Source organism: Pseudobacteroides sp. (assembly GCF_036567765.1).
GTDB lineage: Bacteria > Bacillota > Clostridia > Acetivibrionales > DSM-2933 > Pseudobacteroides.
The window spans coordinates 12,547-34,564 of record NZ_DATCTU010000104.1 but is presented as its reverse complement, the minus strand read 5'-3'; the positions used below and the strand labels follow the sequence as shown (position 1 = coordinate 34,564).

Below are 22,018 nucleotides of genomic sequence, written 5' to 3'. Positions count from 1 at the left end.
TTAGTTTTATTTGAAATTATTAGCCTTGTGCCATTTTTTCAAGCTGCTCGTATTTTTCAAGTGCGTTCTTTTCAGCAGCAGTAAAGAGTTCTTCAGCCTTTTCAGGGAAGAGTCTTGTGAGTGAAGAGTAACGTACTTCGCTCATTATAAACTCTTTAAATGAAGCAGTAGGCTTCTTTGAATCCAGTATGAACGGATTCTTTCCTTCCAACTTGAGTAATGGGTTGTATCTGTAGAGGAACCAGTAACCAGCTTCAACAGCAAGCTTGGATTCCAACTGAGTGCATCCCATACCTAGCTTCAATCCATGATTGATACATGGAGCGTATGCAATAACAAGTGATGGTCCAGGATAACTTTCAGCTTCAATTAATGCTTTTATTAATTGATTCTGATTAGCACCCATAGCAACCATTGCTACGTATACATATCCATATGACATTGCCATCATAGCAAGGTCTTTCTTCTTAGTTACTTTACCTGATGCAGCAAACTGTGCTATAGCACCTGTTGGAGTAGCCTTTGAAGACTGACCGCCTGTATTCGAGTAAACTTCTGTATCCATAACCAGTATGTTTACATCTTCGCCTGAAGCAAGGACATGGTCGAGACCACCGAAACCGATATCATAAGCCCATCCGTCTCCACCGAATATCCATTGTGATTTCTTAACGAGGAATTCTTCTTTTTCAACAATTTCATCAACTATAGCTTTAGCTTCGCTGCCAGTGTATGCTTTGAGTAAAGGTAACAATGTAAGAGCTGCTTTCTTTGAACCCTTTGCATTATCCTTATTTTCCAACCAGTCTTTCAATGCAGCCTTTATTTCTTCAGATATGCCTGTATTTAAAGCTTCATTAGCAAGATCTGCAAGCTTAGCTCTGATTTGGTTAACAGCAAGAGCCATACCATAACCGTACTCGGCATTGTCTTCGAACAATGAGTTTGCCCAAGCAGGTCCATGACCTTTATGGTTTGTTGTATATGGAGTTGATGGTGCACTTCCGCCCCAGATTGATGAACATCCTGTTGCGTTGGCTATATACATTCTGTCACCAAACAACTGTGTGATTAATTTTGTATAAGGAGTTTCTCCACAACCCATACATGCTCCAGAGAACTCAAGGAGAGGCTGTTCGAACTGGCTTCCTTTAACTGTTTCTGGATTCGCAGGATTTTCCTTAACGGATAATTTCATTGCGTAATCCCAGTTTTCTATTTCAGCTGTCTGTGATGCCAATGGCTTCATAACAAGTGATTTAACCTTGGAAGGACAAACCTGTGCACAGTTTCCGCAGCCAGTACAGTCAAGAGTTGAAACCTGGATCTTAAAGTCGTAGTTTTCAAAGCCCTTACCGATAGCTTTCTTTGTTACAAATGACTTAGGTGCATTTGCAGTCTCTTCAGAAGTAAGAAGGAATGGTCTTATGGCAGCATGAGGACATACATATGAACACTGGTTACACTGAATACAGTTATCAGCCTGCCATTCAGGAACGTCTATAGCAATACCTCTTTTTTCATACTTTGATGATCCCTGTGGGAAAGTACCGTCTTCAATACCAACAAAAGTACTTACAGGGAGCTTGTCGCCTTCCTGTCTGTTAACTGGATCTTGTATGTTCTTAACGAATGCAGGAACATCCATTTCAACTACAGGAGCATCTTCAGCAGTTGCCCATGAAGCAGGAACATCAATTTTATTTAATGCACCAATACCCTTGTCAACAGCAAGCTGATTCATGTTGACAATTTTTTCTCCCTTTTTGCCGTATGAAGCAACTATAGCATCTTTCATGTACTTAATAGCATCTTCAAGAGGAATGATATCAGCGAGCTTGAAGAATGCAGCCTGCATGATCATGTTGATCCTGTTTCCAAGGCCTATTTCTTTAGCTATGCTAACAGCGTCTATTGTATAGAATTTTATATTGTTTTTAGCAAGTATTCTCTTCATTTTTCCAGGAAGATTCTTATCCAATTCTTCTGCAGACCATGCACAGTTTAAGAGGAAAGTTCCGTTTGGCTTAATGTCGGAAACCATATCATATTTATCAACATATGAAGGGTTGTGACAAGCAAGGAAGTCTGCCTTTTTAACGAGATATGTTGATCTGATTGGCTTTTTGCCGAATCTTAAGTGGGATACTGTTATACCGCCTGATTTCTTTGAGTCATATGAAAAGTATGCCTGTGCATACATGTCGGTGTGGTCACCTATTATCTTAATGGAGTTCTTGTTGGCACCAACAGTACCGTCAGAGCCCAAGCCCCAGAATTTACAACTGATTGTACCTTCGCCTGTTGTATCTACTTCTTCACCGATAGGAAGTGACAAGTTTGTAACATCATCAACGATACCAACAGTGAAGTGGTTCTTGGGAGCATCTGCCTTAAGGTTGTCAAATACTGCGATAACCTGTGCAGGTGTTGTATCCTTAGAACCAAGACCGTAACGTCCGCAAACGATGAGTGGCCTAACTTCCTGATCATAGTAAACTGTAGCTATATCCTGGTACAATGGTTCTCCTATTGCACCTGGTTCTTTTGTTCTGTCAAGAACCGCGATTTTCTTAACTGATGCAGGCATTGCTGAAAGGAAGTGCTTAACTGAGAAAGGTCTGAAAAGACGTACTTTTAATATACCGACTTTTTCGCCTTTAGTAGTCAAGTAATCAATTGCTTCTTCAGCAGCATCACATACAGAACCCATAGCAACGATTACTCTGTCTGCATCCGGTGCTCCGTAGTAGTTGAACAAGCCGTAGTTTCTTCCTGTCAGCTTGTTGATTTCATTCATGTAGTTTTCTACTATTGCGGGAACTGCATTATAGAAAGGATTGCAAGCTTCACGAGCCTGGAAGAATATATCAGGGTTCTGAGCTGTTCCTCTTAATACAGGATGTTCAGGATTTAATGCATTCTTCCTGAACTGCTTTATTGCATCCCAATCCACTAATTTAGCCAGGTCTGCATAATCAAGAACTTCTATCTTCTGAACTTCTGCTGATGATCTGAAACCATCGAAGAAGTGAAGGAATGGAACTCTTCCTTTAATAGCACTTAAGTGAGCTACAGCAGCTAAATCCATTATTTCTTGAACGTTGCTTGCACAGAGCATTGCAAAACCTGTCTGACGACAAGCCATAACGTCTGAATGGTCACCGAATATTGAAAGAGCATGGCTTGCAAGAGCACGTGCACTTACATGAAATACACCTGGAAGCAATTCACCTGCTATTTTGTACATGTTCGGAATCATTAAAAGAAGACCTTGAGACGCTGTAAAAGTAGTTGTTAAAGCACCTGCAGCGAGGGAACCGTGAACTGTACCTGCTGCTCCTGCCTCTGACTGTAATTCGGCAACTTTAACCTGTTGTCCGAAAATGTTTTTTCTACCGTGTGCTGACCACTGGTCAACATTTTCTGCCATTGTAGATGATGGCGTGATAGGATAGATACCTGCAACCTCAGTAAACGCATAGGCTACATGGGCGGCAGCGGCATTTCCATCCATTGTCTTCATGACCTTTGCCATTTTATTTTCCCCCATTTGCTATATATATTATTTATTGAAAAGCGAGTATTGTGTATACATTATACATTCTATAACTCATAATCATTATAACATAAAAATAAATCTAGTAAATACCATAATTAAAGTTAGATAAAGAATTTTGTTAAAAAAATAGCAATTTTTTTTGTGCATTGGTTAACCGTAATTGTTTATCCCTTATTTAATTTATACTACCTGAATGATTATATATGATATAATTCTTTATTATGATATATTTAATAAAAAGTGGAAAAAATAAACCAATCACATGGATTTGGATGGGGGATAAAAAATGCAAAGAAGCAATAGCTTTGTAAGTGCTATAATTGTAGCCGCGGGAAGCGGGACACGAATGAACATGGAAAAAAACAAAATGTACATAGATGTGGGAGCTAAACCGCTTCTTGCAAGAACCATACAGGTTTTTCAGGAAAGCAGTCTTATTGATGAAATAATATTGGTTACAGGTTCAGGTGATATTGTCTTTTGCAAGCAGCATATTATTGACTGGTACGATTTAAATAAGGTAAAAAAAATAGTAGCAGGAGGTAAGGAAAGACAAAATTCCGTATATAATGGTCTTTGTGAAGTTTGTGAAAGAACTGATGTAGTTCTTATACATGATGGTGCAAGACCTTTTATAAACGATGAAATAATAAAAAACAGTATTGATGCTGCAGTTTTATACGGAGCAGCAGGTGTGGCGGTGCCGGTTAAGGATACAATAAAGGTTTCAGATGAAGAGGCTTATATAAAGGATACCCCTGACAGAAAGTATCTGTGGGCTATTCAGACCCCCCAGTCCTTTAAGTATGATATTGTTTTAAATGCTCACAGAAGGGCTGTAGAAGACGGTTATATCGGGACGGATGATGCAGTTTTGGTGGAGAGGATGGGGCATAGGATGAAGCTCATAATGGGAAGCTACTATAATATAAAGATAACAACGATGGAGGATATTGCTTTTGCAAATGCTATAGTTGAAAACATGGATAAGGGACTTTAATTTAAGGAGGGATTTTTATGGTTAGTGTTCAAGGACTAGCAAAAAGTTTTGGCGTTAACAAGGCAGTAGAAAATATCAGCTTTGAAATAAGAAAGGGAGAAGTCTTCGGCCTTCTTGGGGAAAACGGTGCAGGCAAGACTACCACCCTTAGAATGCTTGCTACAATGCTGAAGCCTACATCGGGAACAGCTGTGATTAATGGCAAAGATATAAATGAAGACCCTCAGGCTGTACGCTTCCAGATAGGTATTCTATTCGGCGGAGAGATGGGCTTATATGACAGGCTTACGGTATATGAAAACATAGCATATTTTGCAGAGCTTAACGATATGGACAAAAGTAAAATAAAAACAAGGATAGGGGAGATTGCAAAAATCTTTGGAATGGAAGAATTTATGAATAAGCGAGCAGGCAAGCTTTCAAAGGGAATGAAGCAGAAGGCTGCATTCGGAAGGGCTATTGTTCATGATCCCCAGATCATGTTTTTTGATGAGCCTACATCAGGTCTGGATGTGAGTGCTGCTAGAAACGTTCATGATTTCATAATGGATTGCAAAAAGGGTGGCAAAACCGTACTTTTTTCCAGTCATACCATGAGTGAAGTGGAAAAGCTCTGCGACAGGATAGGTATAATACATAAAGGAAGAATCATTGATACAGGCACTGTTGAGGAGCTAAAAACAAGATACAACAACAGCAGCCTTGAGGAAATATTTATTCATCTGGTGAAAGGGGGCAAACAATAATGTTAAAGCATATATGGACAGTATTCAAAAAAGAAGTTAAGGATCTTGCAAGAGATAAAAGAACGCTTTTGATTAGTCTGATTGTTCCCATGGTAATTATCCCTCTATTAAACAGCTTTGTGGGAGGGGGTATGGAAAAGCTTCAAAAGGATATAAATGAGAATGTTTCAATAGCCTTATCCGATGACTCGAGAACGGACGAAATAAAAGAACTGGTTAAAAACAGGCTGTTTGCTAAAAACAATAACATAAAGGTTGTGGATGAAGAAAAACCTATAGAAGCATTGAAGCAGGATAAGGTAAGGCTTGTTATAAGCATCGACAAAGAATTTAAAAGCAGAATTGCGGAAGGTAAGCCCTTTCAAATTGATATTTCATATGATAAATCCAAAACAAAATCAGAAGGAAGTATATGGATAGTCAGGCAAGCAATAGAGGAGTTTAATAAAAGCATTCTTAATGAGAGAATTGCCGGCCTGGGAAAAAGTCCTGAGTTTCTAGAGCCCACAAGGATAGAAGAGAAAAACGTAGCTGACGAAGCTAAAACAAGTACCAGCATGCTGGCCACATTTTTACCTATTATAATAGTTATACTGATGACAGTGGGAGGAGTACCGGCAGCTACCGATCTTGTGGCTGGAGAAAAGGAGAGAAATACTTTGGAGCCGCTGCTTACTACAAAGCCTAAACGAGTAGCTATACTTCTCGGCAAGTATTTTACTGTGACCCTCTTTTCGTTTGTTACTGTTATAGCATCCATATTCGGACTTATAATAGGGTATATATTAAATCCAAACTCCCTCAATATGGGATCGGGCCAGAATATATCAGGATTTTTCGTTCCTATACCGGCACTTATCCTGGCTATATTGCTAGCAATGGCATTAGGTATGACTTTTGCCGGAATTCAGATTGCTCTAAGCACATATGCCAGGTCCTTCAAGGAAGCACAGGTATACCTGTCATTTCTCATGATTGCAGCTATGGTTCCTTCGTACGCTAACTTTTTTACCCAGCCGGCAGATATACCTTTTTACTATTATTTTATTCCGGTAATCAACACCGTTTCTGCTTTTAAGGTGGTTTTAGGCGGCACAATAAATTATTTGAATCTTCTTATAGCTTTCATATCTTCAGCAGTACATGTAGTGATAGCACTTGCAATTGCCGTATCCATGTTTGGTAAGGAGAAGGTTCTCTTTAGAAGTTAATTAAATTAAGTAATGTTTTAATGATAGAGAATTAAGTAGTCGTTATACATGAAAATACTTGAATTCCCAAGCCTTGGCCAAATTGAGTCAACCCCTCTCCGGTAGTAGCTGTTATGCCTATGCTGTCCTCGGGGATATTTAATAGCTTAGAAAGACTGTTTCTTATCTGGGATATTTTAGGGGTTATCTTTGGCCTTTGGCATTCTATTGAGATAGATAGATGAACAATTTTATGATTATTAAGATACTTTAGTGCCTCTTCCAGATAGACTCTGCTGTCGGTTATTCCATCTTTGAGGCAGAGATCATCGCTTATTTTTCCCAGAATGTTTACACACGTTATACCTGATATGGCATTTGTCACCGAATGCAGTATTACATCCGCATCACTGTTACCTTGTAGAGGAGGCTCGCCTTCAAATGTGACACCCCCCAATACAAGCTTTTTCTCATTATCGTTAAAATCAAATCTGTGACTGTCCTGACCTATGGCAACTCTCATAATGATACCTCACTAATAATAATCATACATATTGAAATTGGTATAAAATATAAATTAAATCCTATAATAACATAGTGATAAATGGCTGTAAAGGTACCTGAAAACCCAAATTTGACAGAGTCTATTGACATAGCCAATAAGGTATAATATATTTAAAATTATGATTGCGAGAGCTTATGAGCTGGGAGTAAGCCGATTAAATGCTCCGTTCAATTGAAATTTTATATTATTAAACATAAATAAGGAGTGATATCGATGGCACAGGAAAAAAAGCTGGTTGAAGCCATAACATCTATGGATGAGGATTTTGCCCAATGGTATACTGATATAATTAAAAAGGCTGACTTGGTTGATTATGCAAGCGTCAGGGGCTGCATGATAATCAGGCCTTATGGTTATGCAATTTGGGAGAATATACAAAAAGAGCTGGATAGAAGATTTAAAGAGACGGGACATGAGAATGTGTACATGCCAATGTTTATTCCTGAAAGTCTCTTACTTAAGGAAAAAGAGCATGTAGAAGGCTTTGCACCTGAGGTTGCATGGGTTACCCATGGAGGGGACGAAAAGCTCACTGAAAGGTTGTGTGTGCGTCCCACTTCAGAAACATTGTTTTGTGAACACTATTCGAATGTAATCCAATCATATAGAGATTTACCCAAATTATACAACCAGTGGTGCTCGGTAGTTCGCTGGGAAAAGACTACCCGTCCTTTCTTAAGAACCCTTGAATTCCTGTGGCAGGAAGGACACACTGCACATGCTACTGCTGAAGAAGCACAGGAAGAAACAATAAAAATGCTGAATGTGTATGCAGATTTTTGCGAAAAGGTGCTTGCTATTCCTGTTGTAAAGGGAAAGAAGACCGATAAGGAGAAATTTGCAGGGGCAAAGGCTACATATACAATTGAAAGTCTTATGCACGACGGAAAAGCGTTGCAATCAGGTACATCACACAACTTCGGCAATGGATTTGCCCAAGCCTTCGGAATACAGTATACCGATAAAAACAATCAGCTTCAATATGTGCATCAAACCTCATGGGGGGTTACAACACGCCTTATCGGAGCGATTATAATGGTACATGGAGACGACAACGGACTTGTTCTCCCTCCGAGGATAGCACCTACTCAGCTGGCTATTCTGCCTATATCAATGCACAAGGAAGGTGTTCTTGAGAAGGCCAGAGAGTTGAAAGACAGGCTGTCTAAAAAGTTCAGGGTTATTTTGGATGACAGTGATAAAATGCCCGGATGGAAGTTTAGTGAGTATGAAATGAAGGGTGTTCCTGTAAGGCTTGAAATAGGACCTAAGGATATCGAAAAAAATCAGGTAGTGCTTGTCAGAAGGGATACAAGGGAAAAGATATTTGTCCATATGGATGAGCTTGAGTCAAAGCTTCAGGAACTGCTTGACTCCTTGCAGCAGGCTTTGTTTGATAAAGCAAGGGAACTGAGAGATAAAAAGACATACATCGCAACAAACCTGGATGAGTTTATAAAAACAGCACAGGAAACACCAGGCTTTATTAAGGCTATGTGGTGCGAGGACAGGGCTTGTGAGGATCTCATAAAGGAAAAAACTTCCGCAACTGCACGCTGTGTACCTTTCGAGCAGGAAGCGGTTTCAGACAAATGCGTATGCTGCGGCAAACCCGCAAAGCACATGCTATACTGGGGGAAGGCGTACTAATAATAAAGAAAAACTTCTTTCATAATAGAATTTAATATATATAAATAATTCAGCCAAATCTGTTAATACTATTAACAAATACGTTTGTTTGTGTGATTCCGATAATGGATGGAAACAATAATTGAACAAACTGGAGGGATTATATGAAGAGAAAGATAGTTTTTCTGGTGGTATTTACTATAATCTGTTCCTGTATAATGGGCTACTCAGGTGCAAATGCACAGACAGGCAGCTATGGAACAATACAAAATGTTAATATCACTAATGCTACTGTCACGGCTGAATACTTGAATGTTCGCCAAGGACCTTCAACTAGTCATCAGATAGTATGTGTACTTAAAAAAGGCCAGACTGTGAAGATTTTTGGTAAATACGGGGATTGGTACGCGGTTTATGAGCCTGTAAAAGGCTGTGTTGGAATGGCCAATAAGAGCTTTCTTAAGGTTGCTGGGAATGGAACTTTGACACCTGCGACTCCTAAATGGACAAAAGCTCCTGTTAGTACACCAAAACCATCGGCTGTGGCTCCAACACCAAAACCGTCGGTTGTAATTCCATCGCCAAAGCCATCAATTGCTCCTACTCCTGTCATAACAGGTCCTTCACCAACAGGTACAACTTCGGAGGAAGAAGCATTGTTAAGCCTTATTAACAAGGCGAGATCTGATGCAGGTCTTGGACCTCTGAAGTTTGATATGCAGTTGGTTAAGGTAGCAAGGCTTAAGGCTCAGGATATGGTTGATAAGAATTATTTCTCACATGATTCTCCAACCTATGGATCACCATTTGATATGATGAGACAGTTTGGAGTCAGCTTCAAATATGCAGGTGAAAACATAGCAGGGAATTCAACAATAGAAGGTGCTTTTAAGGCTTGGATGAATTCTCCGGGGCATAAGGCCAACATATTGAAGGCTGACTTTAACTATAACGGTATAGGTATAGTAAGCAGTCCCACATATGGAAAAGTATTGGTTCAGATGTTTATAGGAAGATAATAATTAAATGGTTAAAAAGGCCGGGGATGTATCCTCGGCCTTTTATCGATTATATTAACTTCTTGTGTCGGACAAGGTAGTCCTGAACATCATCATAAAATCCTGTTTGATTGGAATAAAGGACATAATTCTTTATAGTCCTTAACCATTCTATAGTCGTAGGCTTTGTTCTTTCTATGACATTCAAAAGGTCTGACATGCTTATGGGGCGTTCCACGCCAGTACTCATTATTTCAATTATGACCTCTTCTGCTGCGGATTCCACTACATTTTCAATGTCAGCACCCGAATAAAGCTCGGTGCAGTTGGCTAATCTTCCATAATCTATCGGTCCACAGGGCCTATCCAGCATTTTTAATCTGAATATGGTCTGGCGGGCTTTTTCATCTGGTGGGGGAACAAACACTGATTTATCAAACCTTCCCGGACGCCTTAATGCAGGGTCTACGTCCCAGGGCATGTTGGTAGCACCTATTATCAATAGTTTATCGGTAGAAGAATCTATTCCCTCAATTTCTATTAGAAGTTGATCTATAATCGGCCGCATTGTGTCGCCGGACAATTTTGATCTGTTATAACCTATGGTATCTATTTCATCAAAAAATAGTATGCAGGGCTTTCTTGCTCTGGCTGTTGAAAAGACCTGTTTTATATTTTGAGAGCTGACACCTAAGTAAGGGTCCAGGATATCTGTTATATGAACAGGCACAAATTTGGCCCCGCATTCTCCGGCTGTTGCTCTGGCTATAAAGGTTTTGCCGCATCCCGGAGGGCCGAACAGAAGGATTCCGCCGCCGATTTTTTTCCTGAAGCGATCAAATAGTCCTGGATGCTGAAAGGGTTTGATAATCTTCATACGTATGGAATCCTTGAGTTTATCAAGACCTCCGACATCTGAAAAACTTACTGTATTTTTTTCTTCATCAACAGGTAATTGACCCATTGTTTCCATTCTTTTGTGCTCAAGAACTTTGAGAGGTATCAGATTATCTTCCTCATCTATATCCGCAGTGTCAGAATGGATATCGGTATCTTGAGTTTTTTTGAGATCAATTTTACCATGGATTACTTTAAAGCCACCGGACTTTTCATCAACTGATGATGGCTCGCTGTTTGGCGGCTTCGAGATGGTAGTGTCATTTGCCTTGGCTTCAGTTGAGGGAGCAATGTCCTGTGACAATATTTTCATTGTAAGGGTAGACAGTTCACCTGCTATTATAGACCGGGACTTCTCATCAGCGTATTTTAGTGCCTCGGAAAAAGTAGCAGCGGCATTTTTAAAGTCATTGGAATCTCTGTATTCTATGGCTAAAAGGCACAATGTATCAGCATCTTGCGGGTTGCTTTCAAGCATTTTTTTTAATATGTCAAGCTTGTTCATGGTGGTTGTTTTTCCTTCCTTTCAGCTTTTTATAGATAAATTTAATAATTTTATATAATAGATAGAATGAAAGTACATTCCCTGAAAATATTATGGCCAAAAATAAAATGGCGACAACAGCGGTAGCTCCCACAACCAATCCAACTGCTGCAAGCAATAAAAGTTCAGCCAAAATTCCAAATATACCCATAACTATCTGAACCAACACGTTCATCTCTTCGGTACGGTGATAAAACTTTGCAAGCCTTATGTGCTTTTCAGTTAGCTTATTATATACTACCAATAAAATCAGTGAAAAAAATCTTCCAACCAACAATGCATCAATAATGCCAAAAGGCAGTCCAATTCTTGGAAGCATAATAAAAACCACTACTTCAATAAAAAAGGTTATAAATGCCAATACAGTAGCAAGACGTATATTTTTGGGTGATATCCCGATAAGTTTGGCTGTGATACGAAATTGGTATCTTAGTATCAGCGGGCCGCCTATAACGGTAAGGACTGTGATGCTGTCCATTTCTTGTGCCTTTTTTTGGATATCTTTGTTATTCTCATATCTTGAAAGCGAGGGGGTGGTTATCTCTTCAGAAAGCATTCAGATCACCCCTTTCCTTGATATGTAAATATTATAAAGCATGTAGGATAATTCGATATACAAAAAAATTAAAATAAATGCAAAAGATATGCACCATGCAGCGGTATAGTATTTAAAATATCTTAGAACCAAAACCTGCACAATAAATATCATCCACCATACTATATGACCTCCTGTCATTTCAAGAATTCTGTTGGGCATATAGAAATTTGAGGTTTTATACTCCAATACATGCATCATCCATGAAAGTCTTTTGTTGGTAGGTTCTAATGTAAATGCTTGTCTCATTAGGTCTTTGGCAGGTTTATATTTTTTTGAAAGGTATTCATTAAACCCAAGGTGAAACAGCTTGTCAACTTCTTCATTGGAAATTTCCATAAGCCTTTCATTAAAAAAGGTTTCAAAATTCTTTTTATTTGTAGTACTTTGAAAAAGAAGTTTGAGGAAGTTGGCAGTAGAGTTTGAAGGCTCCAGCTCCAATGCTTTGTCTATTAAGAGGTTGGCTTTATCTATACAGCCTGTAAACATCATAAAATCAGCATAACAGGAATAAACATGGGCATCGTTGGGATTTTCTTCAACACTTCTTATAAAGCATTCATCAGCTTTAAAAAAATCACGCTTTCTCCAGTGAATCATTGCTTCAAAGTTGTGCTGAATGCCGGTATACCCCAATTCAACAGCGTTATGCAATTCATCGAGGGCATCATCATACTGGTCAAGTGCGTATAAAACTCTTGCACGGTTAAAATGATAATTATAATTGTTTATATCCAGGGACAACAGGCTTTCTATGACGCGTAATGCCTGCTCCCAACGTTCAATGTCATTATAATGCTCGAATAAACTCCATAGTCTTTCCTGCTCCATATCAGAGCTATCGTTGATGTTTTGCATTGTTGATGATCCTTTCAATATATATCTGCTTTTATTTTAGCATAATATACCTGCTTCTATTTTAGCATAAAATATTTAAGGATAAAATAGAATAACGAGAAAGGATTTGACATCTTATACCTTTGGCAGACTAAAACCTGGATTGACCTCAAAAACTCTTCCTTTTAAATAATCCAGGCAGCTCTTATCTACAAAGTCAAAGAGTAGTTTATATGCCCAAAGGGCTTGGGATTTGATTCCCATGCTCCTGTTGAACTGATTGGTACCATATTTGCCGTCACCCACAATTGGGTGTCCTATATAAGCCAAATGAGCACGAATCTGGTGCGTGCGGCCTGTAACAAGTTCAACTTCGAGCTTTGTATAGCCGGGTTCATAGGAAAGTACCCTGTACTTTGTAATAATCTCAACTGCATTTTTTGATCTAACATCACTTACAAAGACGCGGCTCTTTCTAGCATCCTTTTCAAGGTATGCTTTCAAGGTTGCGGATTTCTTTTCTACACGGCCCTGAACAAGGCACTGATAATATTTTTTAATCTCTTTATTTTTTATTTTATCAAAGATTGTTTTAAGGCTTTCCTCATTTTTGGCAATAATAACAAGGCCGCCTGTATTCCTGTCGAGGCGGTGACAAAGGGATGGTGTAAATGAGTTTTTATTCTGGGGGGAATAGTCCCCCTTTAGCTCTAAGTATGATTTGATATTATCAATAAGTGTATTGTCTTTCTGATCGCTGTCAGGATGTACCGGGATACCCTGTTCTTTATTTACTATCAAAATATTATTGTCTTCATAAACAACGTTAAAACCTATGTTCATTGAAGTGTCCTTGGAAACAGGCTTTCCGTCTAGAATATTATCCGGTATGTAGATATCTATTTTATAACCCGGGTTAACCAGGTAATCTTCTTTTACCCTGACTCCGTTTACCCGTATATCTTTTTTTCTGAACGCCTTAAACATTGCACTTGCAGGCATGTTTGGAAACTCGTTTCTTATTACATATTCCAGTTTTTTATTTATGTATTTGCCGCTTACAGTGATCGAACGCATATTACTCCCTTGCCTGGTAATGACAAAATATTACCTATCTAGTATTAATAATTGTCCTTATTTTGTCCAGATACTTTTCCGATATCGATTCGGCTATCTGAGGTGTATCACCTTCGGAGTAAACTCTGCAAAGAGGCATATCCGCATCAGGCAAAACAAGAACCCATCCGCTTTCCATTATAAACTTAACCCCATCTAAAAGCTCTACTTTTTCATCGTTCTTTTCTGTTATTAGAGTTCTCATTACTTTGCCTTTTAATTCCCATGGACAGAAGATCTTCTTTTTACTGACATAAAAAGCAGGTATTTCCTCAATGACCTGAGCAAGATGGGTTTTATTCTTGCATAAATATTCTATAATTTTGACCAGCCCAGCCAATGCATCAAAATTGAGCAGGAACTGGTACATATTTTCTCTGGTTTTTAAAAGGTTGTGATTGAGCATTTGCTCCATAACGGCCTGAGGAGAGGTCTTGGTTCTTAAAACATTGCCATTGTATTTCTTTGCCATAGCCTCTATGATTGACGGGGCTGTAATGGGCACAACAACCTTTGAGTTTGCCATATTCTTAAACATTATAAGTGATGTAAGAGAAAGAAACAAGTCATCATTTATAACATTGCCTGTTTTATCAATAAGTGAAAGGGTTTCACCATTGCTGTCAATGAATGCAGCAAAGTCCGCATTTGTTTTTTCGATTTCCTCGATTATTCTTTTCTTAGCATTAAAGCTTGAAGAAAAGCTTACAACTTTGCAGCCGATGTCTTGAAGCATAGGGACCACAAGAGATATAACAAAATCGGAAGGGGAGATTATGCATATCTTCTGAGGAAAAGTCCTTATGGCATCAGTATTGACATCATTTAATATAGAGCGTACATAATAATTCTTAAAATCAGTAATATTATTCAGTCTGCTAATCTCTTCCCCGGAGCATCGTCTGAAGTCTTCCCTGAAAAAGGCGTTCTCAATTTTTCTTTCAGTAATTCTGCTTATGCTGGCTCCTTTGGAGTCCATAAAATCCACACGCAGCTTGTTTGGGTTGTCATTGCTGAGTTTTACATGTATTCCGCCTTCTACCGACAGAAAATTAATGGCATGGCGGGATATGGGAGTAAGGAGACTGCTCAGGTTGAATACCTCCACGCCAACGGACAAAATGCCGGCTGCAAAAGCATGCTTGAACATCCTGGCTGAATTGGATGTGGTAGAGCTTACAACAACCTTCGAACCCTTTTTATAAATGGAGCCGTACGCAGCACCTAGACGTGAAGCAAACTCCGGTGATATATCCACATTTATAATACCTGATAGACCGTTTTCACCAAAGATGGACTTATTGTGTTTAGAACCCCAGACCATGTTTCTGTCAACAATTGCAAGGGGGTCAATGGTTTTTTGAGGCCAAATCTTTATTCCGGGCTTTATTATAGCCCTCTCATTTACAATACATTTATCCCCGATAACAGCATTTTCAAATATTGAGACATAGTGCTTGAAGTTAACCTTGTTACAAATTATTGAGCCTCTTATTTGAGAACCGTACTCTATATAATTGCTATCCCAAATTACACTTCTTTTTATTGAGGTCTCACCCTCGATTACATTGTTGTCCCCTATAACGCACATATCTTCTATGGCGGCACTGTTGGAAATACGGCAATTGTTGCCTATTATACAGGGGCCGCTGATCATTGCATTAGGCTCAATAAGGGTACCCGATCCAACCCAAATGCCTTTTTTTATTTCGGTATAATCATTGAGAAGATTTATTTTGCCTTGAAAAATATCATAATGTGCCTGCAAATATGCATTAAGGTCACCTATGTCGCACCAGTAGTCATGAGTCACATAGCCATAAAGGGGGTCATGTTTTTTTAACATCATTGGAAATAAATCCTGGCTAAAATCAAACTTTTTGCCAAAAGGAAAATAATCTAAAACATCTGGCTCTAAAATATATGTACCTGTATTCACGGTATCGCTGAAAACTTCTCCCCAGCTTGGCTTTTCTAAAAAGCCCTCTATACGTCCTTCCTTATCAGCCAGTACTACACCATACTCAAGAGGTACGTCAACCTTTGTGAGGATAAGGGTGGCTTTGGATTTTTTTGAGTAATGAAAATTTATGGCGTTTTTGAGATTGATATTTGTAAGTGAGTCTCCACTTATAACAACAAAAGTTTCATCAAGAAAATCACCGGCGTTTTTAACACTTCCGGCGGTACCTAATGGAGTATCTTCGGTAAAGTAATGAAGATTAACTCCAAAGCTGGAGCCATTTCCAAAGTAATCCCTTATCTTTTGCGGCAAGTACATTAATGTAATACCTATTTCAGTAATGCCATGCAGTTTCAATAAGTTTATTATATGCTCCATTATTGGCTTGTTAGCAACATTGACCATGGGTTTTGGCAAGTCACAAGTAAGGGGACGCAGCCTTGAGCCTTCTCCTCCAGCCATAATTATTGCTTTCATTAGGATCACCCTTTCACCAGTGTAAAATATTATGCCCTAAAATAAGCAGACTTATAAGATGTACTATATATTAAGCTATCCGAAATTATTCATTTGTAGATATAATGCAATATGAAAGGAATTCGGTCATCGAAAATAATCATCAATTATGTATATTCAATATAAATAATAAAAATCCTTCATCACTCAGAAAAATAAATATTATTCATAAACAATAGTTCACTTTTTTGCCCACCAATTACACCTTTATTATGTAAACTGATAGTGCTAAAATTAAATAGCCTAATTCTTAAATCTTATATAAGAAACGGGGGACCTAATTTTTGGGGTAAATTACGTATTTGCGTAAAGGGTGTCTCTTCTACCTAACCCGTCAACTAACCTCGTAGGCAGTGAGTTTACAGAAAAAGTATTGTGTATTTCAAGCTTTATGTAAACTACAAGAGAGGGGTACAATTTATGATTAGCAAAAAGGTGTTGTTCAGTTCTATTGCGGCTATTGGACTGTCTGCAGGAATTTATGCAAATCCTGTAAATGTTCAAGCTGCATCATCAAATCTTCAAAAAGGTTCAAAGGGAACGGCAGTTACTACACTCCAGAACAATCTGAGGCAGGCCGGATATTTTAATTTAAAGAGCACTGGCTACTTTGGATCAGTGACTCAAAGTTCCGTATTAAAGCTCCAGAAAAAATATGGCTTAAAAGCCGATGGCATTGTAGGGCCAAAAACTTATAAAGCTATCAATGATGCTTTATCAAGGGACGGTGCTGCGATGACAAGCAGTAAACCAACAGAAAAAGTAGCAGCTAGTGCAACAAACAATTTAACAGTTATGAAAACATCCGATTTTACTTCAGACAGTGAGACAAAGCCTGCACCTAAAATTTCTTCAAGAGCTGAGTATGAAAGGGGAGGGTCCTTAATTCCATGGTTTGGTGGTGTGGAGGATATCTTTGCCCGTGAAACCGAAGCTGTTGTTTTTGATATTGATACAGGCTTAAGTTTTAAGGTGCTGAGAAGTTATGGTTATAATCACGCTGATTGTGAGCCTCTTACGAAAAAGGATACTGATATTCTCAAAAGTATTTATGGCGATCAGTGGAGCTGGAACAGAAGGGCAGTTATTGTAACTATAGACGGAATAAAGATACCTGCATCAATGGCCGGTATGCCACATGCCGGATTAGACAGTGAACCTGTAAATGCTAATGTTTCATATAGAAGCGGCGGATATGGTACAGGTTTAAATTTGGATATGGTTAAGAATAATGGTATGGATGGACATTTTGATATTCACTTTTATAACAGCAAGACCCATGGAAGCAATAAAGTTGATGCCAATCACCAGAAGATGGTCTCAAAAGCCTTTCAATGGCTCGAAGGGAATTTTTAGCAAAGGTTATTTGTTTGATTCTGAATATATTAATTAATATTGGATATGTTAAATGTAACGAACTTTTTAGTTATAAATTATTGGTTTTATTGCTAAATAGTTCGTTATATTTATATATATAAATATATGCAAAAGAACAGAAATACTTTATATAAAGTCGATTTTAAGAGTGGATAGGAGGAGATGGTAAATGAGAGATAGAAGGGGTAAACAGGTTAGAGAAACAGGAATGGGTCCTACCGTAGCACCCGGCATTAATGATGAACAGCTAGGAGAAAATGCTACAAAAGAGGATATAAAAAATGGAAATTCTACAAAAGTTATAAGGCTGTTTTGGGATGAAAATGACCCAAGAAGCAAATAATAATAACGTACTCGTTACTGTAGAAATAAAAATTGGTGAATAAGCAGCAAGGATTTAAGGAGAGGATAAAAGTGGATAACAATAAAAAAGGTAAAAAAAATAAGGGTATTCAGCCTGATATAGCCAACGATCAGCTTGGTGAAAATGAAATTGACAAAGATATGGCCGATAAGTACCGGGAAGTAAAAAACAAGAAGAAAAACAAATAATTGATGTATGGAATAACGAACTGGTTCAAGATAATGATTCAGTTCGTTATTTTATTCTATTGATTTTACAGCAATTCCAATCTTACATTATTTTAACTCAGATAGAATTAGTTTTACATATTGATTTTATAGTAGTATGATTTATATGACAAATATATAGAATTATTATTGCAAAACGCATAGTTGCAAAGATTAAAAGTTATTATTTAAGAGGTGCACGGTATTATGATAACAGTTGTTTCTCTTAACCCTGCATTGGATAAAGTTTATTTTATTGATGAATTTAAGGCCGGGTCCATGTTCAGGGTAAAAAATATTATTAAATCGCCTGGGGGTAAGGGTATAAATGTATCCAGGGTGTTGTCCATTTTAGGAGCCAAGGTTTATGCTGCAGGTTTTATTGCAGGGGACACCGGCAGGTGGATTAGTGACAGCCTTGCAAGCCGCGGGATTAAAAGCAGGTTTATCCAGGTGGATGGTGAAACCAGAACAAACATAAATATAATTGACAAAGCAGGCATGACTGAAACAGAAATTCTGGAGTTTGGGCCATATATTAAAGAATCGGATATGGATCAATTTCTGACAGATTTTAAAACTGTATTGGAAAGTACCAGTGTATTGGTATGCACAGGCGGGCTTCCTGAAGGAATACCGGTGGAATTTTATAAAATATTAATTGACATGGCTAAACCTCTTGGGGTTGTTACAATCCTTGATGCAAGCGGTGATGCCTTAAAAGAAGGAATAAAGGCAGGACCGAATTTTATCAAGCCAAATACCAGGGAGCTTTCACAGGCTTCAGGTAAAAGCATCAGAGGAAAAGAAGATATTATAAATGCATGCAGCGATATTTTGAATTCAGGGGTTGGCTCTGTTATTGCTTCAATGGGAGCTGACGGAGCATTGCTGGTTGATAGATACTCTAAAATACATGCTAAACCACCCAAGGTAGAAGTTGTGAATGCTATTGGCTCAGGAGATTCCATGACTGCCGGTGTTGCACTAAGCATTATACAGGGGTATTCAAGGGATGATATGATGAGATTTGCAACAGCTTGTGCAGTGTCCAACACCCAATTTACGGAGATTGGAATGGTTTGTGGTAAATCTGTTGAACAGCTCATGAAAGACTGTACATTAGAATATTTATAGGCACTAAAATAATGGAGCCTAGTCATACTTGTAATCCATAAGGAAGGTATAACTAGGCTCAGCAGTTTTTTAAAGTCTAGGAAATTATGGTGTATTCACACTACAATTTCACACGACAACGATCAAGGTTCAAAATCGCAATCGATTTTGTTCTAACATGCATCAATGTGTCAAATTGGCTGATAAGCTGCTCCTGAAACTGTGGGGCTGTGAATTGGGAGCTTTTGGCTTTTCTATGTTAAAGTCCCCATCGAATATTTCTACCCTGTTACGGCCGTTAGCTTTAGCCTTAAGCAGGGCCAGGTCTGCTTCTCCAATAAGTCTGGTGACTTCTGTGTCTGAATCGGCATCCAAATTTATATGAGCACTTTTAACGCCAATGCTTATTGTTATTTTTAACTGATGATTGTCTATAGGAAAAGATGTTTTTTCTATTTTTTGCCGGAGCCTCTCCGCTAAAATCTTTGTTCCGATGAGATCTTCATTTGGAACTACTATTAAGAATTCTTCTCCTCCATATCGAGCCATAATATCCACATCTCTCACCATATTCTTTAGGGTGTGGGCCACTTCCTTTAAAAGCATATCTCCGACCAAATGACCGTATGTATCGTTAATATGCTTGAAATGATCAATATCAACCATTATGAATGAAATAGATTCCTGATACTTAGACGCATGAGTAATATCGTTTACAAGCCTGCTTAAGATGTACCTTTTGTTGTACAAGCCGGTAAGGCCATCTGTTACCGTCATTTGCTGAAGGAGCAGGTTTTTTTCCACTAGTTCCCTGTTCTTCTTCTCAAGTTCACTTTGCATTGATATAATTCTTAACTGGTTTTTTATTCTGGCATAAACTTCGGCAAAACGGAAGGGCTTAACTATATAATCGCTGGCACCTGATAAAAATCCATATACCTTTGAATTGACGTCAATAGCGGAAGAAAGTATAATGATGGGTATATTTGAAGATAATTGATTGATTGTAAGAACGTTTAACAGATCTTCTCCACTTTTTGACTTCATAAGGATATCAAGAAGTATAATATCAGGTCTATTTGTTCTGATAACATCAAAAGCACTATCTTCATCAGCAGCGGTTAGTACATTTATACCAACGCTTTTTAGCCTGTTTGATAATATGCTTGTGACAGATTTATCTTTATCGATTACCAATACCTTCTCTTCATTTTCTTTTAGGTTTACTTTCATCGTTATTTGCCACCTCCTTACAATTATATCGACAAAAATTCGATTTTTTTAACAATAAAATTTTGTACAAAGCCAAGGTTGCAAATGCAATTTATGTATATTATATTAGAAGTGGTAAATATCCGGATTATTATTATTGGAGCGAATGCGATGAGCGAGGTTTTTGCGTTAAAAATTGATTCAGGCACTAATGTAGGCAATTATGACAGACTTATGAGCTGTGTCAGCAGTGAAAAGCAAGCAAGAATAAAAAAGTACAGAATGCAAGAGGATGCATTAAGGGCATTATTTGGAGATTTGATGGTCCGTTATGTCATATGTACAAGGCTCAACTTAACCAATGAAGAATTGTTTTTTAAACTCAATGATTACGGCAAGCCATACCTTTTAGGGAATACTGATTTTAATTTTAATATATCTCATTCAGGCGAATGGGTTGTATGTATAGCAGACTCTTCTCCTGCAGGTATAGATGTTGAAGGTATCCGCAGCATGGACATGAAAATAGCGGAGCGTTTTTTTTCTAAGGACGAACTCATTGATATAAATTCAAAGCAGCCATGTGACAGGGTGGATTACTTTTTTCAGCTGTGGACTTTAAAAGAAAGTTATATAAAAGCTTGCGGCAAAGGATTGTCAATTCCCCTTGATTCCTTTTCAATAAGGATGGCTGCAAATAATATTTATGTGGAAGATTCCAATGGAAGCAGCAAGTGGTTTTTTAAGCAGTATGATATTGGAGAGGGCTACAAGATGGCAGCATGCTCCATGCACAATAAATTTCCCGATAATGTTGAGAGAATTGGTGTATTAGAGTTATCTGGTTTTTTTGATGTCTAGGGGGATTTTTAATAAAAAGTTGCACATAATTCAGTTGAAAAAATTCTTGATTTTTAGTAAATATTTTAGTAGGCTTTTATACAAATTTATGGTATAATTAAATTGCCACAGTTAACAATACTGACTTTTTCATTATGTTCCTCCTTTAAAAAGGTGAGGTTTATTTTATCTTAAAGCACTTACTTTATTGGAATTATTTATAAAATATATCTTAAAGTGCTTTTTTTTTGCCCATTTTTAACACAAGCTATGATAAGTTTTTATTATCCACATATTTTTTAAGAGATAAAGGCACAATATACAACATAATTTCCTAGACATCAAAAAATTGTATATTTTTATTTGCTAAAATGTCTTGATATATATTAAACTTTCGCATATAATATTTGAGTACCTTGTTAACAGTTTTATTGTCTACAAGGCTTGATAAGTTAATAATGTTTAAATATTTGGTCGTGCTAGATGGGGAGATAGCGGTGCCCTATTCCTGCAATCCGCTTAGCAGGGTTGAATTCCTACACCGAGGCTTACTTTTGTAGGGACTGCCCCAAGCAAGAAGCGATGATAATTGGGTCTCACGCAACGAAACCCTGCGAACCCCGTCAGGTCTTGACAGAAGCAGCGGTAAACAGGCACTTTCGTGTGCCGTGGGGGGTCCTGGTTTGAGTTTACTACTTGGGTAACGCTTGTAATGGTTAGTCGAAGTTAGGTGCACGGCCAATAA

The 22,018-nt window shown here is 38.1% G+C and carries 18 protein-coding genes, 1 other RNA gene and 1 riboswitch; of the genes, 11 read left to right on the top strand and 8 right to left on the bottom strand.

The genetic code is table 11. The features are described from left to right. Positions 1-19: 19 nt before the first annotated feature. Entirely contained in the window at positions 20-3,538 is a 3,519-nt protein-coding gene (gene nifJ / locus VIO64_RS16570) for a pyruvate:ferredoxin (flavodoxin) oxidoreductase (RefSeq protein WP_331920255.1), read from the bottom strand. A gap of 310 nt (positions 3,539-3,848) precedes the next feature. Here nifJ and ispD point away from each other — a divergent pair, with 310 nt between their 5' ends. Genes ispD through VIO64_RS16555 form a run of 3 tightly spaced genes read left to right on the top strand, consistent with a single transcriptional unit; the run spans position 3,849 to position 6,519 of the window. Next, the gene (ispD, locus tag VIO64_RS16565) at positions 3,849-4,562 is read left to right on the top strand and encodes a 2-C-methyl-D-erythritol 4-phosphate cytidylyltransferase (protein WP_331920253.1); all 714 of its coding nucleotides are present in this window, start codon (positions 3,849-3,851) and stop codon (positions 4,560-4,562) included. 17 nt (positions 4,563-4,579) lie between these two features. Beyond that, complete coding sequence (locus VIO64_RS16560) at positions 4,580-5,308, top strand: ABC transporter ATP-binding protein (RefSeq protein ID WP_331920251.1); 729 nt, start codon at positions 4,580-4,582, stop codon at positions 5,306-5,308. After that, positions 5,308-6,519, top strand: coding sequence for an ABC transporter permease (locus VIO64_RS16555; protein WP_331920249.1), 1,212 nt, complete (start codon positions 5,308-5,310; stop codon positions 6,517-6,519). Before VIO64_RS16560 ends, VIO64_RS16555 begins: the two co-directional genes overlap by 1 nt. A gap of 31 nt (positions 6,520-6,550) precedes the next feature. On the opposite strand, the gene ispF is transcribed toward VIO64_RS16555, so the two are convergent. Then, a complete protein-coding gene (gene ispF, locus VIO64_RS16550; RefSeq protein WP_331920247.1) occupies positions 6,551-7,021 on the bottom strand; it encodes a 2-C-methyl-D-erythritol 2,4-cyclodiphosphate synthase in 471 nt (156 codons plus the stop codon). A 255-nt stretch (positions 7,022-7,276) separates the two neighbouring features. Between ispF and proS the strand changes: the two genes are divergently transcribed. Both proS and VIO64_RS16540 read left to right on the top strand, forming a co-directional pair. Next, positions 7,277-8,713 carry a proline--tRNA ligase gene (gene proS / locus VIO64_RS16545; RefSeq protein WP_331920245.1) on the top strand — a complete coding sequence of 479 codons (1,437 nt, stop codon included), beginning with the start codon at positions 7,277-7,279 and terminating at the stop codon, positions 8,711-8,713. 143 nt (positions 8,714-8,856) lie between these two features. Further along, on the top strand, positions 8,857-9,711 hold the full coding sequence (locus VIO64_RS16540) for a CAP domain-containing protein (protein ID WP_331920243.1): 855 nt from the start codon (positions 8,857-8,859) through the stop codon (positions 9,709-9,711). Between the two features lie 49 nt (positions 9,712-9,760). Here the strand turns inward: VIO64_RS16540 and VIO64_RS16535 are convergent, their stop codons facing one another. The 5 genes from VIO64_RS16535 to VIO64_RS16515 all read right to left on the bottom strand — a co-directional run bounded on the left by VIO64_RS16535 (position 9,761) and on the right by VIO64_RS16515 (position 16,119). Continuing rightward, positions 9,761-11,092, bottom strand: a complete 1,332-nt coding sequence (locus VIO64_RS16535) for an ATP-binding protein (RefSeq protein ID WP_331920241.1) — start codon at positions 11,090-11,092, stop codon at positions 9,761-9,763. After that, positions 11,079-11,687 (bottom strand): hypothetical protein, encoded by a 609-nt coding sequence (locus tag VIO64_RS16530; RefSeq protein WP_331920239.1) that lies wholly within the window; start codon positions 11,685-11,687, stop codon positions 11,079-11,081. Before VIO64_RS16530 ends, VIO64_RS16535 begins: the two co-directional genes overlap by 14 nt. Beyond that, entirely contained in the window at positions 11,688-12,602 is a 915-nt protein-coding gene (locus tag VIO64_RS16525; protein ID WP_331920237.1) for a hypothetical protein, read from the bottom strand. Positions 12,603-12,698: 96 nt separating this feature from the next. After that, positions 12,699-13,640, bottom strand: coding sequence for an RluA family pseudouridine synthase (locus tag VIO64_RS16520; protein ID WP_331920235.1), 942 nt, complete (start codon positions 13,638-13,640; stop codon positions 12,699-12,701). A gap of 34 nt (positions 13,641-13,674) precedes the next feature. After that, a complete protein-coding gene (locus VIO64_RS16515) occupies positions 13,675-16,119 on the bottom strand; it encodes a mannose-1-phosphate guanyltransferase (protein WP_331920233.1) in 2,445 nt (814 codons plus the stop codon). 269 nt (positions 16,120-16,388) lie between these two features. Continuing rightward, positions 16,389-16,528, top strand: a riboswitch (cyclic di-AMP (ydaO/yuaA leader). A 50-nt stretch (positions 16,529-16,578) separates the two neighbouring features. Here VIO64_RS16515 and VIO64_RS16510 point away from each other — a divergent pair. The 4 genes from VIO64_RS16510 to pfkB all read left to right on the top strand — a co-directional run bounded on the left by VIO64_RS16510 (position 16,579) and on the right by pfkB (position 19,242). After that, the gene (locus VIO64_RS16510; protein WP_331920231.1) at positions 16,579-17,514 is read left to right on the top strand and encodes a peptidoglycan-binding domain-containing protein; all 936 of its coding nucleotides are present in this window, start codon (positions 16,579-16,581) and stop codon (positions 17,512-17,514) included. A 190-nt stretch (positions 17,515-17,704) separates the two neighbouring features. Next, entirely contained in the window at positions 17,705-17,878 is a 174-nt protein-coding gene (locus tag VIO64_RS16505; RefSeq protein ID WP_331920229.1) for a hypothetical protein, read from the top strand. Between the two features lie 71 nt (positions 17,879-17,949). Beyond that, positions 17,950-18,087: a hypothetical protein gene (locus VIO64_RS16500; RefSeq protein ID WP_331920227.1), complete on the top strand. Its 138-nt coding sequence runs from the start codon at positions 17,950-17,952 to the stop codon at positions 18,085-18,087. A gap of 225 nt (positions 18,088-18,312) precedes the next feature. Next, the gene (pfkB, locus tag VIO64_RS16495) at positions 18,313-19,242 is read left to right on the top strand and encodes a 1-phosphofructokinase (RefSeq protein WP_331920225.1); all 930 of its coding nucleotides are present in this window, start codon (positions 18,313-18,315) and stop codon (positions 19,240-19,242) included. Positions 19,243-19,404: 162 nt separating this feature from the next. On the opposite strand, the gene VIO64_RS16490 is transcribed toward pfkB, so the two are convergent. Further along, positions 19,405-20,454, bottom strand: a complete 1,050-nt coding sequence (locus VIO64_RS16490; RefSeq protein WP_331920223.1) for a diguanylate cyclase — start codon at positions 20,452-20,454, stop codon at positions 19,405-19,407. Positions 20,455-20,604: 150 nt separating this feature from the next. On the opposite strand from VIO64_RS16490, the gene VIO64_RS16485 reads away from it, so the two are divergent. Continuing rightward, a complete protein-coding gene (locus VIO64_RS16485; protein ID WP_331920221.1) occupies positions 20,605-21,294 on the top strand; it encodes a 4'-phosphopantetheinyl transferase family protein in 690 nt (229 codons plus the stop codon). Positions 21,295-21,747: 453 nt separating this feature from the next. Continuing rightward, positions 21,748-22,011, top strand: an RNA gene (ffs, locus tag VIO64_RS16480) — signal recognition particle sRNA large type. Positions 22,012-22,018 lie beyond the last annotated feature (7 nt).